Consider the following 14,991-nt stretch of genomic DNA (forward strand, 5'->3'; position numbering starts at 1 on the left):
TGATCTCCATCTCGCGGATCGGACGACCATCTCAACCGTCCGGGGGTTCGGTTACAGTCTTGAACAACGCGGATGACCGTCGTATGTCGGGGGTCCTCTCGCGGAGACACACACAATCGAATACCGCTCATCCAGAGGGGCAGAGGGAAACGGCCCGTTGAAGCCCCGGCAACCCTCCAGCCGGTCTCGTCCGCAGTCACTGCGCAGCGAGGCTCCCGGCTAGGGAAGGTGCCAAATCCGTCTCATGGCGACGTTCGTCATGGGAAAGATGAGGAGAAAGGGCCTCGCCTCCATGGCTGCGCAGACTGTTGCAAGCACCGGAAACACCAGCGACACCACCACCGTCGACCTCGGTCCCGCGTCGGGACTTTCCTGTCGCGAATGCGGTGAGCGTTTCCCCCTCGGCCCGATCTTCGCCTGCGAGCTGTGTTTCGGCCCGCTGGAAGTCGCGTACGACCTTCCCGTCGGTGACCCCGAGTCCCTGCGCAAGCAGATCGAGGCCGGTCCCGACAACATCTGGCGCTACGCGCCGCTGCTGCCCGTCCCGGCGGACGTGGCCACCAAGCCGAACCTGAACCCCGGCTGGACCAAGCTGGTCAAGGCCGACAACCTCGCCCGTGAGCTGGGCGTGACCGGTGGCCTGTACATCAAGGACGACTCCGGCAACCCGACGCACTCCTTCAAGGACCGCGTCGTGGCCCAGGCGCTGGAGGCCGCCCGCGCCTTCGGCTTCACCACCCTCTCCTGCTCCTCCACCGGCAATCTGGCCGGCGCGGTCGGCGCCGCGGCCGCCCGGGCCGGATTCCGCTCGTGCGTGTTCATCCCGCACGACCTGGAGCAGGGCAAGGTCGTCATGGCCGCGGTGTACGGCGGTGAGCTCGTCGGCATCGAGGGCAACTACGACGACGTCAACCGCTTCTGCTCCGAGCTCATCGGCGACCCGCTCGGCGAGGGCTGGGGCTTCGTCAACGTCAACCTGCGCCCGTACTACGGCGAGGGCTCCAAGACGCTGGCGTACGAGATCTGCGAGCAGCTCGGCTGGCGGCTCCCCGACCAGCTGGTGATCCCGATCGCCTCCGGCTCGCAGCTCACGAAGATCGACAAGGGTCTCCAGGAGCTCATCAAGCTGGGCCTGGTCGAGGACAAGCCCTACAAGATCTTCGGTGCGCAGGCCGAGGGCTGCTCGCCCGTGTCCGCCGCCTTCAAGGCCGGCCACGACGTCGTACGGCCCCAGAAGCCGAACACGATCGCCAAGTCCCTGGCGATCGGCAACCCGGCCGACGGCCCGTACGTCCTGGACATCGCCCGTCGCACCGGCGGCGCGGTGGAGGACGTCAACGACGAGCAGATCGTCGACGCGATCAAGCTCCTCGCCCGTACGGAGGGCATCTTCGCGGAGACCGCGGGCGGTGTGACCGTCGGCGTGACCCGGAAGCTGATCGAGGACGGCCTGCTCGACCCGGCCCTCACCACGGTCGTGCTCAACACCGGCGACGGCCTCAAGACCCTCGACGCGGTCTCCCCGACCACGGGACCGTCCGCGACGATCCGCCCGAGCCTGGACGCGTTCCGCGACGCCGGCCTGGCCGGCTGACCACTCACGCAACGGAAGGCAGAACGACCATGAGCGTCAACGTCCGCATCCCCACCATCCTCCGTACGTACACGGGCGGCCAGGCCGAGGTCTCGGCGCAGGGCTCGACCCTCTCCGAGGTCATCGCGGACCTGGAGAAGAACCACACGGGCATCGCGGCCCGCGTCCTGGACGACCAGGGCAAGCTGCGCCGCTTCGTCAACGTGTACGTGAACGACGACGACGTCCGCTTCGAGCAGGGTCTCGAGACGGCGACGCCGGACGGGGCGGGCGTGTCGATCATCCCGGCCGTCGCGGGCGGTTGCTGACTCTCGTTGAATGGCCCATTGCCCCCTCCGCGCAAAAGCGGAGGGGGCAATTCTGCATGGTTGAACGCGGTAGGGTTGGGGAAGTCCCCGCCGCTGCTTGTGCCGCCCGCATATGAGAATGCGCCCGCACGCGATAAGAAGCAGCCAAAGTGTTCGAACCCCTTGTGCCTAATGTTCCCTTTGTCGGGCCCGACTTGCCCCGGAATATTGGCAATTCACGGAAATCTTCCGTTCGGCTCCGCCCAGAATTCTCGTCCGACTGACCTGTTGCAGAGGGCAGTTGGGCAGATACATTCAGCCGCGGTCGACGCGTTCCGGCGCACGTTCACCTACCTGCGGTGAGCGAGGTCTGACCCAGGGTCCGCGAAGTGCGGTCCTGCGCAAGGGCCAGTAACAGGGGAGTTAGGCATGGCTCAGGGCACCGTCAAGTGGTTCAACGCGGAGAAGGGGTACGGCTTCATCGCGGTCGACGGTGGTGCGGATGTTTTCGTCCACTACAGCGCGATCCAGATGGACGGTTACCGCACCCTTGAAGAAGGTCAGCGAGTCGAGTTCGAGATCTCGCAGGGCCAGAAGGGTCCGCAGGCGGACATGGTCAAGCTCGCCGGCTGAGTACGGCGCGATTTCGGCCACCGACGCACTCACGCCGAGGGGCCCGCATCCCACCAGGGACGCGGGCCCCTCGTGCGTGCCCGGCCTCGTGCGACCGACGCCGCCCGGACCTCGAGAGGCGCTCGCGCCCACCCGTCGCCCGACCACCACTCCACGCCGACGCTCCCGCGGAGCGGCCTTGCACTCTCCTACCTCGAGTGCTAATCATTGGCGTTAGCACTCTCCACGTGAGAGTGACAGAAGGACTGGGTCGGCGAGGCCCGCAGGCCGGGTGGGGCAAGGAACCACGCAGGCAGGCAGGCCGTCCGTCGCGGGCGCCACACAGTCCGTCGCTATCCACCCCAGTCCGGGAGGACCACTTCACATGGCCAAGATCATCGCGTTCGACGAGGAGGCACGGCGCGGTCTCGAGCGCGGGATGAACCAGCTCGCCGACGCCGTCAAGGTCACCCTTGGCCCCAAGGGCCGGAACGTCGTCCTCGAGAAGAAGTGGGGCGCCCCCACGATCACCAACGATGGTGTGTCCATCGCCAAGGAGATCGAGCTCGAGGACCCGTACGAGAAGATCGGCGCAGAGCTGGTCAAGGAAGTCGCCAAGAAGACGGACGACGTCGCCGGTGACGGTACGACCACCGCGACCGTCCTGGCCCAGGCGCTCGTCCGTGAGGGCCTGCGCAACGTGGCCGCCGGCGCCAACCCGATGGCCCTGAAGCGCGGCATCGAGAAGGCCGTCGAGGCCGTCTCCGGCGCCCTGCTCGAGCAGGCCAAGGACGTGGAGACCAAGGAGCAGATCGCTTCGACCGCCTCCATCTCCGCTGCCGACACCCAGATCGGCGAGCTCATCGCCGAGGCGATGGACAAGGTCGGCAAGGAAGGCGTCATCACCGTCGAGGAGTCCCAGACCTTCGGTCTGGAGCTGGAGCTCACCGAGGGTATGCGCTTCGACAAGGGCTACATCTCGGCGTACTTCGCCACCGACATGGAGCGTATGGAGGCGTCGCTCGACGACCCGTACATCCTGATCGTCAACTCCAAGATCTCCTCGGTCAAGGACCTGCTCCCGCTCCTGGAGAAGGTCATGCAGTCGGGCAAGCCGCTGCTGATCATCGCCGAGGACGTCGAGGGCGAGGCCCTGTCGACCCTGGTCGTCAACAAGATCCGTGGCACCTTCAAGTCCGTCGCCGTCAAGGCTCCGGGCTTCGGCGACCGCCGCAAGGCGATGCTGAACGACATTGCCATCCTCACGGGCGGCACGGTCATCTCCGAGGAGGTCGGTCTCAAGCTCGAGAACGCCGGCCTGGACCTGCTGGGCCGCGCCCGCAAGGTCGTCATCACCAAGGACGAGACCACGATCGTCGACGGTGCCGGTGAGAGCGACCAGGTTGCCGGTCGCGTGAACCAGATCCGTGCCGAGATCGAGAACTCCGACTCGGACTACGACCGCGAGAAGCTCCAGGAGCGCCTCGCGAAGCTGGCCGGCGGCGTGGCCGTCATCAAGGCCGGCGCCGCCACCGAGGTGGAGCTCAAGGAGCGCAAGCACCGCATCGAGGACGCCGTTCGCAACGCGAAGGCGGCCGTCGAGGAGGGCATCGTCGCCGGTGGTGGCGTGGCTCTGCTCCAGGCTTCCTCGGTCTTCGAGAAGCTGGACCTGGAGGGTGACGAGGCGACCGGCGCCAACGCCGTGAAGCTCGCCCTGGAGGCCCCGCTGAAGCAGATCGCCGTCAACGGTGGTCTCGAGGGCGGCGTCATCGTCGAGAAGGTGCGCAACCTGCCCGTCGGCCACGGCCTGAACGCCGCGACCGGTGAGTACGTCGACATGATCGCCGAGGGCATCATCGACCCCGCGAAGGTCACCCGTTCCGCTCTGCAGAACGCGGCCTCCATCGCGGCGCTGTTCCTGACCACCGAGGCCGTCATCGCCGACAAGCCGGAGAAGGCCTCCGCGGCCGCTCCGGGCGGCATGCCGGGCGGTGACATGGACTTCTGAGCCCCCGGCTCAGCAGCTCCTGGTTCATGACCGAGGGCGGTACCCCCTGGCGGGGGTGCCGCCCTCGGCGCTTTCGCGGACCCTGGAGGGGAGAGCCACTCGGTTTCCAGGAGGGCGGCAGGATCATGGCCAAGCACCACGTAACCGAGCTGAGTACGCCGTCGGAGCGCGAGCTCGTCGTCACCCGCGTCTTCGAGGCCCCCCGCAGCCGGGTCTTCGAGGCGTGGACCGTGCCCGAGCACGTCCGCCACTGGTACGGCCTGCGGTCGCTGGAGACCACCGTCTGCGAGATCGACCTGCGTGTGGGCGGCGCCTGGCGCTGGGGCCAGACCGCCAGCGACGGCCAGGAGCTGGTGTTCTCCGGCACGTATGAGGAGATCGAGCGCCCCAAACGGCTGGTCTACTCCGAGGTCTTCGAACTCATGCCGGGGCCGCCCGTGCACGTCACCCTGACCTTCGACGCGCCGCTGCCGGACGTGACCGCGCTGACCAGCAGGTCCGTCTGGCCGTCCGAGGAGATCCGGGACCAGGCCCTCGCGACGGGCATGGAGGCGGGCGTCGCGGAGGAGCTCGACCGCCTCGCGGAGTATCTGCGGGACCCGGTGTGGGAGCGCGCCGACGCCTGATCCCGCCCGCTGCGGCCACCGGGGGTGTCATCCCTGGGGCTGGCCCCACCGAGCGCTGTCCCGTCTGCCGGATGTGATCGAAGCCCGGCTCCGACGAGGCTTGCGGCATGACGACACACGCCCGCAAGGCCCTGCTGCTCGCCCTCTCCGCCGCTACCGCGGCGACCACCCTGACCGTGGCCACCGCCCCCGCCGCCGTCGCCCAGGCCCGCTCCGGCCTCTCCTGGGGGTCCTGCGCCGCGGGTCTGCCCGGACAGGAGTGCGCGGAGCTGTCGGTACCGCGCGACTACGGCGACCCGGACGGCCCGCAGGTCACCCTCGCCGTGTCCCGCCTCCGCAGCGAGCAGCCCCGAGCACGGCGGGGGACGCTGATGGTGATCCCCGGCGGCCCCGGCAGCTCCGGGGTGCGGCGGCTGACGCAGAAGGGCGAGGCGCTGCGGAAGGCGATGGGGGGCGCCTACGACCTCGTCGCCTTCGACCCCCGTGGGGTCGGCGGCAGTACGACCGCGAGCTGCGGCCTCGCGCCCGACGACCGCCGCCTGGTCAATCTGCGCTCCTGGCCCGGGCCGGACGGCGAGGTCACCGAGAACGCCGCCCGGTCGCGGCGTATCGCCGAGGCCTGCGAGCGCAACGGCGGCGCCGTCCTGCGCAGCTTCACCACCGCGAACCAGGTGCGCGATCTGGACCGGATCCGGCAGGCCCTCGGCGAGCGGACGATTTCGGCGTGGGGCGTCTCGTACGGCGCCTATGTGGGCGCGGTCTACGCGCAGACGTATCCGCGGCGCACCGACCGCTGGGTCATGGACAGCATTGGCGACCCCGACCCGAAGCGCCTGGCGCGCGGATGGCTGGCGAACATGTCGCAGGCCGCGGACGACCGCTTCCCGGACTTCGCGGCCTGGGCGGCGCACCCGGACCGGGACGAGAAGGGCGCGGGCCCGCGGCTCGCCGGGCGGCCGGAGGACGTCCGGCCGCTGTTCCTCGAGCTCGCCGCGAAGCTGGACCGGGAGCCGGTGGAGACGACCACCCCCGGCACGCCGCTGACCGGCAATATCCTGCGGCAGGCTCTGCAGAACGCCCTCTACGGCGACGCCGCCTTCGGGCCGCTCGCCCGGCTGATCAAGGCCGCCCAGGATCCCGCCGGGCCCGCCGGAAAGCCGGCGCTGCCCCCCGAGCTCGTCCAGCCGCTGAGCGACCAGGACGCGGCGATCACGGTGGGTGTCATCTGCAACGACGTGAGCTGGCCGCGGAAGCGGGAGTCCTCCTATGCGAAGGACGTCGCCGAGGACCGGGCCCGACACCCGCTCACGGCGGGGATGCCGGTGAACATCACCCCCTGCGCCTTCTGGAAGGCACCGGAGCCCAGGCCGACGCGCATCACCTCGGACGGCCCGTCCAACATCCTGATGCTCCAGAGCCTGCGGGACCCCGCCACCCCCTATTTCGGCGCCTTGAAGATGCGGGAGGCGCTGGGTGAGCGGGCGCGGCTCGTCACGGTCGACCACGGGGGCCACGGCCTCTACCTCGGGAACGGCAACGCGTGCGGGGACGTCGCGGTGACCCGGTTCCTGCGGACCGGGGAGCGGCCGGCGACGGACGTCCAGTGCGGTGACTGACGGCGACACGTCACTACGGAAAGCGTATGACTTGCTACCCGGGGTGATTGCCTTGATCGTTTCTACGTGGTCCCCTCGCGCACATGCCCACCCGAATGAGAGTCGCCCTCGTGGCCGCCGCCACGGCAGCCCTGGCCGTCGCAGGCCCTCTGTCCGTCTCCGCCCACTCCGCACCCACGGACGGCGAGCGCACCGCCCTCGCGCCGCTGCGCCTCTCGGCCAAGCCGGTGCCCGGCCAGTACATCGTCCGGCTCAAGCCGGTGAGCGACGTCAAGGCCGCCGCCAAGGAGGTGGGTGTCACCCCGCTGTTCAGCTTCAGCAAGCTGCTGCGGGGCTTCGCGGCCAAGCTCACCGACGCGCAGCTGGCCGAGATCAGGGCGCTCCCCGAGGTCCAGGACGTCGAGCAGGACGCCGAGGTCACCGCGCTGGACGCGGGCCCGGGCCGCGCCGCCCCGGCCGCCCCCACCACCGCGTGGGGCCTGGACCGGATCGACCAGCGCGCCCTGCCGCTGGACGGTGACTTCACCGCGCGGGCCACCGGCGCGGGTGGCAACGCCTACGTCCTCGACACCGGTATCGACTACGGGCACGCGGAGTTCGAGGGCCGCGCCGTCCCCGGCTTCGACGCCTTCCCGGGCGAGGCGCGGCGCGGGGCGGACTGCCAGGGCCACGGCACGCATGTCGCGGGCACGATCGGCGGCCGGACGTACGGGGTGGCCCGTCAGGCCGGGCTCATCAGCGTCCGGGTCCTCGACTGCCAGGGCAGCGGCAGCAACTCGGGGATCATCGCCGGGCTGGAGTGGGCGGCGTCGCACGCCGCACTGCACCCCGCCAGGCCCGGCGTGCTCAACGCCTCCCTCGGAGGCCCGAAGTCCGATGTGCTGAACGACGCGGTGGACGCCCTCGCCCTGCAGGGCACCTCCGTCGTCGTCGCCGCGGGCAACAGCGCCCTGGACGCCTGCGAGGTCTCTCCGGCGAGCGCGGAGCACGTGGTGACGGCCGGTGCGACCGACAGCCTGGACCAGGAGACCTCCTTCTCCAACTGGGGTCCGTGCGTCCGGGTCTACGCTCCGGGCAAGGACGTCGTCTCGGCGAAGATGGGCGGCGGCAGCGTCGCCCTGAACGGTACGTCGATGGCGTCCCCGCACGTGGCCGGGACGGCCCTGCTGTACCGGACGACGCACGCGGGCGCGACGCCGGAGGAGGTCGCCGGCTGGATCTCCGCCACCTCCACCAAGGACGCCATCAAGCCCCTCCACGCGACCTCGCCCAACCGGATCCTCTTCACGAACGGCATCTGACCGTACGCACGGCATCGGACCGTCCCGGCCGGGCGGGCCTCCTCCCCGAGTGCCCTCGTGGAGGAGGCCCGCCCGGCGGACGGAGTGCGGGCCGACGGCTGGTCAGACCGTCGCCCCGGCTGCCTCCTTCGCCGGCGCGCCGGCGGTCCCGTCCTCCGGGTTCCTGTCGAAGTCGGACAGCATCTGTCTGCTGAAGCCGAAGAAGTACGTCGCGGCGAAGCCCGTCAGATAACCGGCGAGCAGGCCTCCCGCGTACACCGCGACCGTCTCGGTGAGGCCCTTGTTGCCGTGGAGCAGGGGGAAGAGGGCCCAGCCCGAGGGGCCGATCGCCGTGGAGCCGACCTGGGTGCCCAGCATGTTGAACAGGCCCACGACACCGCCGCCGAACGCCCCGCCGACGCAGGCCGTGACGAACGGGCGGCCCAGCGGGAGCGAGACGCCGTAGATCAGCGGCTCCCCCACGCCCAGGAAGCCCGCCGGCAGCGCCGACTTGATGGTGCGGCGGATCGAGCCGTTGCGGGGGAGCCTCAGGTAGACCGCCATCGCCGCGCCGACCTGGCCCGCGCCCGCCATCGCGAGGATCGGCAGCAGGACCGTGTGGCCCTGCTGTTCGATCAGGGTGGTGTGGAGGGGGATCAGGGCCTGGTGGAGGCCGAGCATGACCAGGGGGAGGAAGAGCCCGCCGAGGACGAAGCCGGCGGCCGCCCCCGCGTGGGCCAGCAGCCAGGTGGCGAAGGCGCCGATCGCCGAGGAGACCTCACCGGCGACGAACATCAGGCCGAAGACGGTGACCAGACCCGCGACGAGCACGGTGAGCGTCGGGGTGACCAGAACGTCGAGGGCCTCCGGGACCCGGCGGCGGCACCACTTCTCGACCTGTACGGCCAGGGCCGCGGCGGCCAGCGCGCCCAGGACGCCGCCTTGGCCGGGTGAGAGCGTCTGGCCGAGGACGACGACCTTCGCCACGCCCGCGTAGACGATGATCGCGGCGACCGCGGCGCCCAGGATCGGCGTACCGCCGAACTCCTTCGAGGTGTTGAAGCCGACGAAGACCGCGATCAGCGCCATGAAGCCGGAGGCGACGGCGGTCAGCGCGGGAGTGACGGCGGGCAGCCAGCGCAGGTTCACCAGCAGGCCGTTCAGGCCCGCGATGATGCCGCAGCCGATGAGGGCCGGGATCAGCGGGACGAAGATGTTCGCGATCCTGCGCAGCAGCAGCTTGAAGGGGGTGGAGTTCCGCCGTGTGCGGTCGGCCTTGAGCGCGGCGCCCTGGGCGGCCAGGTCGTCCGCCGCCCTCGGCTCCCGCGCCACCAGCGCCTCGAACTCCGGTGTGACCCTTCCGACCGTGCCCGGGCCGAGCACGATCTGGTACGTCTCGTCCTCCACCACGCCCAGCACGGCGGGGAGCGCGGTGAGCGCCTCGTCCTGGACGAGGGAGCGGTCGCGCAGGCCGAGACGCAGGCGGGTCATGCAGTGGGTGACCGAGGTGACGTTGTGCGCGCCGCCGACGAGGGGAAGGATCGCGGCGGCCGTGGCGCGGTTCTTGTCGTCTGTGCTCATGTGGGGGCCTTGCTGTGCGTGGGGGGAGGGGGTTCAGGTCGCGGCGTGGAGTGCGGCGCGGAGATGGCCCCCCGAGCCGTGCAGGAGCTGCTCGGCCGTCGGCGCGTCGACCGCGGCGAGGATCATCAGGATCGCGGTCTTCACCTCGCCCTCGGCCGCCGTGAGCGCCGCCTCGATCTCCTCGTCCGGCGCGTTCGTGGCGAGCGCGACGATCCGCCGCGACCGCGCCCGCAGCTTCTCATTGGAGGCGCGCACGTCGACCATGAGGTTTCCGTACGTCTTGCCCAGCCGGATCATGGTGATCGTCGAGATCATGTTGAGGACGAGCTTCTGGGCCGTTCCGGCCTTCAACCGGGTGGAGCCGGTGAGGAGTTCGGGCCCGACGACGACCTCGATGCCGTGTTCGGCGGCCGCCGCGAGGGCGCTGTCCTTGTTGCAGGACAGCCCCAGGGTGAGCGCGCCGAGCGTCCGGGCGTGTTCGACCGCGCCGATCGCGTACGGCGTACGGCCCGAGGCGGAGACGCCGACCACCGTGTCGTCGGCGGTGAGCTTCAGCGCGTCCAGGTCCTCGGCCGCCAGCGGCTTGGAGTCCTCGGCCCCCTCGACGGCCTGCACCATCGCGGAGGGGCCGCCCGCGATCAGGCCGACCACGGAGGACGGGTCGGTGTTGAAGGTGGGCGGGCACTCGCTGGCGTCCAGGACGCCGAGGCGGCCGGCGGTTCCGGCGCCCGCGTAGATCAGCCGGCCGCCCCGGGCCATCCGGGCGGCGGTGGCGTCGATCGCGGCGGCGATGACCGGGAGCTGGGCGGCGACGGCGACGGGGACGGACTGGTCCTCGGCGTTCATCAGCCGGGCGATCTCCGCGGTGGGCAGCCGGTCGATCTCGGCCAGCTCGGGACGGAAGGCTTCGGTGGTGAGCGTGGCCAGCTGGGCGCGCAGGTCGTCGTATGCGGAGGTCATGGATGTGCGGCTCTTTCGGCGTTCCGTATCAGCGGCTGCGGGGGGAGTGGCGGTGGGCGAGTGCCTCGTAGGAGGCGGCGAGGGCGGGCGCCGCCGTCTCGTACGTTCGCTGCGTGACGCCGGTGAACAGGCAGTCCACGACCAGGAGTTGGCTGGTACGCGAGGACATCGCGGCCGGTCTCAGCTCGCTCTCGCGGGCGGTCGACGTGGTCAGGATGTGATCGGCGTACTGCGAGACCGGCCCGTCCGGGCGGCCGGTGATCGCGACGGTCGTGGCACCGTGGTCGAAGGCGACCCGCAGCGGTTCTATGACGTCACCGGTCGAGCCGGAGTGGGTGATAGCGATGGCGACGTCGCCGGAGCGGAGCTGGACGGCGTTGGTGACGGCGAGGTGCGGGTCACTGTGGGCGTGCGCGAGCAGGCCGATGCGCAGGAGCTTCTGGCCGAGGTCCTGGGCGACGAGGCCGGAGGCGCCGACGCCGTAGATGTCGACGCGGCGGGCGGTCGCGAGCGCGGCGACGGCGGCACCGAGCTGAACGGTGTCCAGGCCGGCGGCGGTGTCGGCGAGGGTCTGCTGCTCGTCGTAGGCGAGCTTGGCGACGACGTCGGCGATGGGGTCGTCGACGGCGATGTCGGCGGTGACCGAGGGGGCGCGGCCGGACTGCTGGTGGGCGGCGAGGCCGGCGAGGGCGAGGCGCAGGTCGCGGTAGCCGGGGTAGCCGAGGAGGCGGGCGGTGCGCACGACGGTCGCCTCGCTCGTCCCGGTGAGCTCGGCGAGGCCGGTGACGGTGAGGGCGGCGCAGCCGGCCGGGTCGGCGGCGACGGCTTCGGCGACCCGTTGCATGGAGCGGGTCATGGAGGGGGCGAGAGTGCGCACCTTGGCGGCGAGGGCGGCGGGGGCGGGAGGAGCGTCGCCACCCGAGCCGGTGAAAATTTCCTTCACGTCATTGGTCACAACTGAAAGATATTTTCGGCCTCTGGGGTCGTCAACCCCTCCGGACGCCCTTCGGCCGACGCCCGCGCCGGTCGGAGGCGGCCGGAAGCCCGGGGCCGAAAGCCCGGGGCTTTTCTCCTGGGCGTGTGGGGAGACAATGGCTGCATGGACGCGGTAGACCCCTTGGAGCAGGCCCTGCACGCCGCGCGTGCGCTGGTCCTCGCCGACCTCATCGCCCGCGATGTCGCCCAGGCGGAGGTCGTCTCGCTGGTCGAGGACGCGGTGACGCACCGCCGTTGGTGGGTCGAACAGTGGCCCCAGGGCACGGAGTACGTCGCCGGCCTCGTCGCCCAGGATGTCCAGGACGCGCTCCTCGAACGCTATGGGCGCTGGCCGCTCTGCCCGGTCTGCGACGCGGGCGACCCCCACGCCCTCGACGTCGAACCCGAACTGGGCCCGGACCCTCACTGGGTCTGCGCCAAGGCGGGCGTGGTGGTGGCCCGGGTCGGCGGCCTCGCGGGCAGCATGGGCGCCGGAGACGACTCGTGACGCGCGGCGCCGGGCGCGGCGCCCGACGCACGGCGGGACCGGACGGCCGATGACCCGTCGTGACCGGCGCGCGGGGTGCGCGATGAGCGTCTACGGTGAGTTTTCGTGACCCTCTACATCGACCCGCCGGACTGGCCGGGACACGGCCGCATGTGGTCGCACCTCGTCAGTGACGTCTCCTACGAGGAACTCCACGCCTTCGCCGCCTCGATCGGCGCCCCGTCGCGCGCCTTCGACGGCGACCACTACGACCTCCCGGTGGAACGCTACGCCGACGCGGTGGCGGCGGGCGCGGTGGAGGTCGGCTCCAAGGAACTGGTCCGTCGCCTCACCCAGGCGGGGCTGCGGCGGCCGAAGGGCCGTGCCGTCACCTAGGTTGTGTCCGGCTCAGCTCGCCTCCGTCTTCGTCAATGCGCGGTTCTCCGTGGCGGCCGTGACTCCGATGACCACGCGGCTCGCCGTCGCACGGCGGTGCAGGCGCAGGGAGACGGCGACCGTCAGGAGGGCCGCGAGGGTCATCGCGCCGCCCGCCCAGGCCGTCGACGCGAAACCGAAGTCGGCGTCGATGACCGTGCCGCCGAGCCAGGGGCCGCCGGTGTTCCCCAGGTTGAAGGCGGCCGTGGTCGTGGCGCCCGCGAGAGTCGGGGCGGCTCCCGCGACATTGAACATACGGGCGTTGAGGGCCGGTGCCGTGTAGAACGCCGAGACGCCGAGGAGGAAGGACAGGGCGATCACGGCGGCGGGGCTGGAGGCGAAGAGGGCCAGCGCCGCGAGGAAGAGCGTCGAGGCGGTGATGCCGCTCAGCAGGACCCCGAAGAGGTGCGCGTCCGCGACCCGGCCCCCGATCGTCGTACCGATCAGCGCGCCGACGCCGAAGAGCCCGAGGACGCCCGAGACCCACCGCGCGTCGAGCCCGGCCACATCGGTGAGGACCGGGGCCAGGTACGAGAACGCGCAGAAGACGCCGCCCGCGGCGAGGGCGGTGATCACGATCGACAGCCACACCTGACGGTCGCGGTAGATCGCGAGCTCCCCCTTGAGCCGCGGCCGCCGCGCCGGCAGCGGGATGTGCGGGATACGGGTGACCACGCCGACCAGCGCGATCGCGGAGGCGGCCCCGACCGCCCAGAACGCCGAACGCCACCCCAGGTGCTCACCGAGGAAGGCGCCGGCCGGGACGCCGAGGACGTTGGCGATGGAGAGCCCGCCGATCATCACGGCCATCGCCCGGGCCCGGGCGTTCTGCGGGACGGTCGCGATGGCGACGGCCGCGCCGACCGCCCAGAAGCCCGCGCAGGCGAGTGCGCTGACCACCCGGGACGCGAAGAGCACCTCGTACGTCGGCGCGAGGGCGCCCGCGACCTGGCCGAGGCCGAAGACGGTGATCAGCGCGATCAGGGTCGTCTTGCGGGGGAGGCGCAGGGTCGCCACGGCGAGCAGGGGCGCGCCGATGACCATGCCGATCGCGAAGGCCGATATCAGCAGGCCGGCGCGGGGGATCGACACGTTCATGTCGTCGGCGATGGGAGGCAGGAGCCCGGACAGCATGAATTCGCTCGTGCCGAGCGCGAAGACGGACAGGCCGAGGATGTAGACGGCCAGGGGCATACGGGTGCGTTCGGCGGACGAAGACGGCATGACAGTGGTGAACAGTGGTCTTGATCCTGGCATTCCTCCGTGTCCACATGCCGGACCGCCGTCGCAAGTCCGTTCTCCTTCCCAGCGCGGCGGACCGGCCCCATCATGTGGGCGGAGGACATCCGAACGGGGCTCGGCGGGGGCTGATCTGCGATGGCGAGGCGTTCGATCCGTTTATGGGGGGCCGTGCTGGCCTGCGTGCTGGCGGCGTCGGCGGTGGCGGGGTGCGAGGAAGCCGGGGAGCCGTCCGGGGGACGCAGCAGCGCCGCGTCCGCGAGCGGTACGCCGACCTGGAAACCGCCCGAGGACGACGACGGCGGATCGGGGGACGGGTCCGGGGACGTCGAGGGCCTGTCGTATCTGCCGCCGGGGCCGGGCGCGCCGAACACGGAGCACGCGCCCGACCACGAGAGCGTCTACGACGACCTCACCGACCCCCGGAAGTGCGCGTCGGCCCGGAAGGAGATCCCCGACGAACCGGAGGACAGCGAGCTGACGGGGCACTCCGAGCCGCAGGCGTGGGCCGTGCTGCGAGGGCTCGCCGAGGCGTGTCTGGCCGTGCAGGGGAAGGGCGGCAGCTGGTCCGCGGCGGCGAAGGCCTACGCGGCGGTGCCGGGCGGGCGCCCCGCGACGTGCAAGGGGCGGGCTGCCTACGCGGTGCTCGGGCGGCTGCTCCGGTACCACCACGAGCACCCGGGCGCGACGGCCCGCCTGCGCGGCCCGTCGAGCGGGAGCGGTACGGCGTGCCGGTGGCGGATCGTCCGCCTCGACGCGGGTGGAGACGCCGTGGCGCGGCCCGGCGAGACGGTCGAGGTCGAACTGCTGGGGACGTACTTCGACTTCGGCGACGCGTACAAGAGCATCGGCGTCATGCTCGGCCGTGTGCCGGTCGAGCTCCAGGACATGGGGATGTCCGGTGACCGGCTGACGTTCTCGTTCGTCGTTCCCGACGGGACACCGGCGGGGAGGCTGAAGGTGATGGTCCGCTCCGTCAGGGCGGCCGAACCGATGACCCTGACGATCGAGGCGGGCCCGGGGCCGGGCGGCGGCCCGAACGACCCGGGCCCGGGCCCCGACCCGACCGATCCGACCGATCCGGGTGAGCCGACCGACCCGGGGGCCGGGGAGCCCGGCGCGCATTCCGGTCCCGAGCCCGAGTCGGCGGCCCGATGACCCGTCGGTCGGCGCTCCGCGGGCTCCGTACGACGCTGACCCGCGTCGTGGACCGGCGTCGTACACCCCCGGCTCCGCCTCCGCCGGACCCGGGCGCCGCACCAGCCCCACCCGCTGTCGTCCCTGCTCCCGC

At 71.4% G+C, this 14,991-nt stretch carries 14 protein-coding genes and 1 riboswitch; of the genes, 10 read left to right on the top strand and 4 right to left on the bottom strand.

Features of this window, described 5'->3' with window-relative positions:
• The first annotated feature begins 124 nt into the window (after nucleotides 1-124).
• Nucleotides 125-275, top strand: a riboswitch (SAM riboswitch).
• The 7 genes from thrC (at nucleotide 269) to ACZ7J0_RS28565 (ending at nucleotide 8,044) form a co-directional block, all read left to right on the top strand.
• Entirely contained in the window at nucleotides 269-1,594 is a 1,326-nt protein-coding gene (gene thrC, locus ACZ7J0_RS28535) for a threonine synthase (RefSeq protein ID WP_470892128.1), read from the top strand. Its footprint overlaps the riboswitch before it by 7 nt.
• Before the next feature lie 29 nt (nucleotides 1,595-1,623).
• Nucleotides 1,624-1,902 (top strand): MoaD/ThiS family protein, encoded by a 279-nt coding sequence (locus tag ACZ7J0_RS28540; protein WP_468712436.1) that lies wholly within the window; start codon nucleotides 1,624-1,626, stop codon nucleotides 1,900-1,902.
• A 408-nt stretch (nucleotides 1,903-2,310) separates the two neighbouring features.
• Complete coding sequence (locus ACZ7J0_RS28545) at nucleotides 2,311-2,514, top strand: cold-shock protein (protein WP_031073244.1); 204 nt, start codon at nucleotides 2,311-2,313, stop codon at nucleotides 2,512-2,514.
• A 364-nt stretch (nucleotides 2,515-2,878) separates the two neighbouring features.
• The gene (gene groL / locus ACZ7J0_RS28550; protein WP_468712433.1) at nucleotides 2,879-4,501 is read left to right on the top strand and encodes a chaperonin GroEL; all 1,623 of its coding nucleotides are present in this window, start codon (nucleotides 2,879-2,881) and stop codon (nucleotides 4,499-4,501) included.
• A 125-nt stretch (nucleotides 4,502-4,626) separates the two neighbouring features.
• Nucleotides 4,627-5,127 (top strand): SRPBCC family protein, encoded by a 501-nt coding sequence (locus ACZ7J0_RS28555; RefSeq protein ID WP_470892084.1) that lies wholly within the window; start codon nucleotides 4,627-4,629, stop codon nucleotides 5,125-5,127.
• A gap of 107 nt (nucleotides 5,128-5,234) precedes the next feature.
• Nucleotides 5,235-6,743 (top strand): alpha/beta hydrolase, encoded by a 1,509-nt coding sequence (locus ACZ7J0_RS28560; protein ID WP_470892086.1) that lies wholly within the window; start codon nucleotides 5,235-5,237, stop codon nucleotides 6,741-6,743.
• An 83-nt stretch (nucleotides 6,744-6,826) separates the two neighbouring features.
• Nucleotides 6,827-8,044 carry a S8 family peptidase gene (locus ACZ7J0_RS28565; RefSeq protein ID WP_470892087.1) on the top strand — a complete coding sequence of 406 codons (1,218 nt, stop codon included), beginning with the start codon at nucleotides 6,827-6,829 and terminating at the stop codon, nucleotides 8,042-8,044.
• A gap of 102 nt (nucleotides 8,045-8,146) precedes the next feature.
• Here the strand turns inward: ACZ7J0_RS28565 and ACZ7J0_RS28570 are convergent, their stop codons facing one another.
• Genes ACZ7J0_RS28570 through ACZ7J0_RS28580 form a run of 3 tightly spaced genes read right to left on the bottom strand, consistent with a single transcriptional unit; the run spans nucleotide 8,147 to nucleotide 11,519 of the window.
• The gene (locus tag ACZ7J0_RS28570) at nucleotides 8,147-9,604 is read right to left on the bottom strand and encodes a PTS transporter subunit EIIC (protein ID WP_470892089.1); all 1,458 of its coding nucleotides are present in this window, start codon (nucleotides 9,602-9,604) and stop codon (nucleotides 8,147-8,149) included.
• A 33-nt stretch (nucleotides 9,605-9,637) separates the two neighbouring features.
• Nucleotides 9,638-10,564, bottom strand: coding sequence for an N-acetylmuramic acid 6-phosphate etherase (gene murQ, locus ACZ7J0_RS28575; RefSeq protein ID WP_470892090.1), 927 nt, complete (start codon nucleotides 10,562-10,564; stop codon nucleotides 9,638-9,640).
• Nucleotides 10,565-10,592: 28 nt separating this feature from the next.
• A complete protein-coding gene (locus ACZ7J0_RS28580; RefSeq protein WP_470892092.1) occupies nucleotides 10,593-11,519 on the bottom strand; it encodes a MurR/RpiR family transcriptional regulator in 927 nt (308 codons plus the stop codon).
• A gap of 144 nt (nucleotides 11,520-11,663) precedes the next feature.
• Between ACZ7J0_RS28580 and ACZ7J0_RS28585 the strand changes: the two genes are divergently transcribed.
• Together ACZ7J0_RS28585 and ACZ7J0_RS28590 are read left to right on the top strand one after the other, a co-directional pair.
• Complete coding sequence (locus ACZ7J0_RS28585) at nucleotides 11,664-12,047, top strand: hypothetical protein (protein ID WP_468712422.1); 384 nt, start codon at nucleotides 11,664-11,666, stop codon at nucleotides 12,045-12,047.
• Between the two features lie 105 nt (nucleotides 12,048-12,152).
• Nucleotides 12,153-12,422, top strand: a complete 270-nt coding sequence (locus ACZ7J0_RS28590) for a DUF4031 domain-containing protein (RefSeq protein ID WP_470892094.1) — start codon at nucleotides 12,153-12,155, stop codon at nucleotides 12,420-12,422.
• Between the two features lie 12 nt (nucleotides 12,423-12,434).
• On the opposite strand, the gene ACZ7J0_RS28595 is transcribed toward ACZ7J0_RS28590, so the two are convergent.
• Complete coding sequence (locus tag ACZ7J0_RS28595; RefSeq protein ID WP_470892130.1) at nucleotides 12,435-13,655, bottom strand: Cmx/CmrA family chloramphenicol efflux MFS transporter; 1,221 nt, start codon at nucleotides 13,653-13,655, stop codon at nucleotides 12,435-12,437.
• A 183-nt stretch (nucleotides 13,656-13,838) separates the two neighbouring features.
• Here ACZ7J0_RS28595 and ACZ7J0_RS28600 point away from each other — a divergent pair, with 183 nt between their 5' ends.
• Nucleotides 13,839-14,858, top strand: a complete 1,020-nt coding sequence (locus ACZ7J0_RS28600) for a hypothetical protein (protein WP_470892096.1) — start codon at nucleotides 13,839-13,841, stop codon at nucleotides 14,856-14,858.
• Nucleotides 14,859-14,991: the final 133 nt, after the last annotated feature.

It is taken from the genome of Streptomyces sp. NPDC038280 (genome assembly GCF_055600045.1).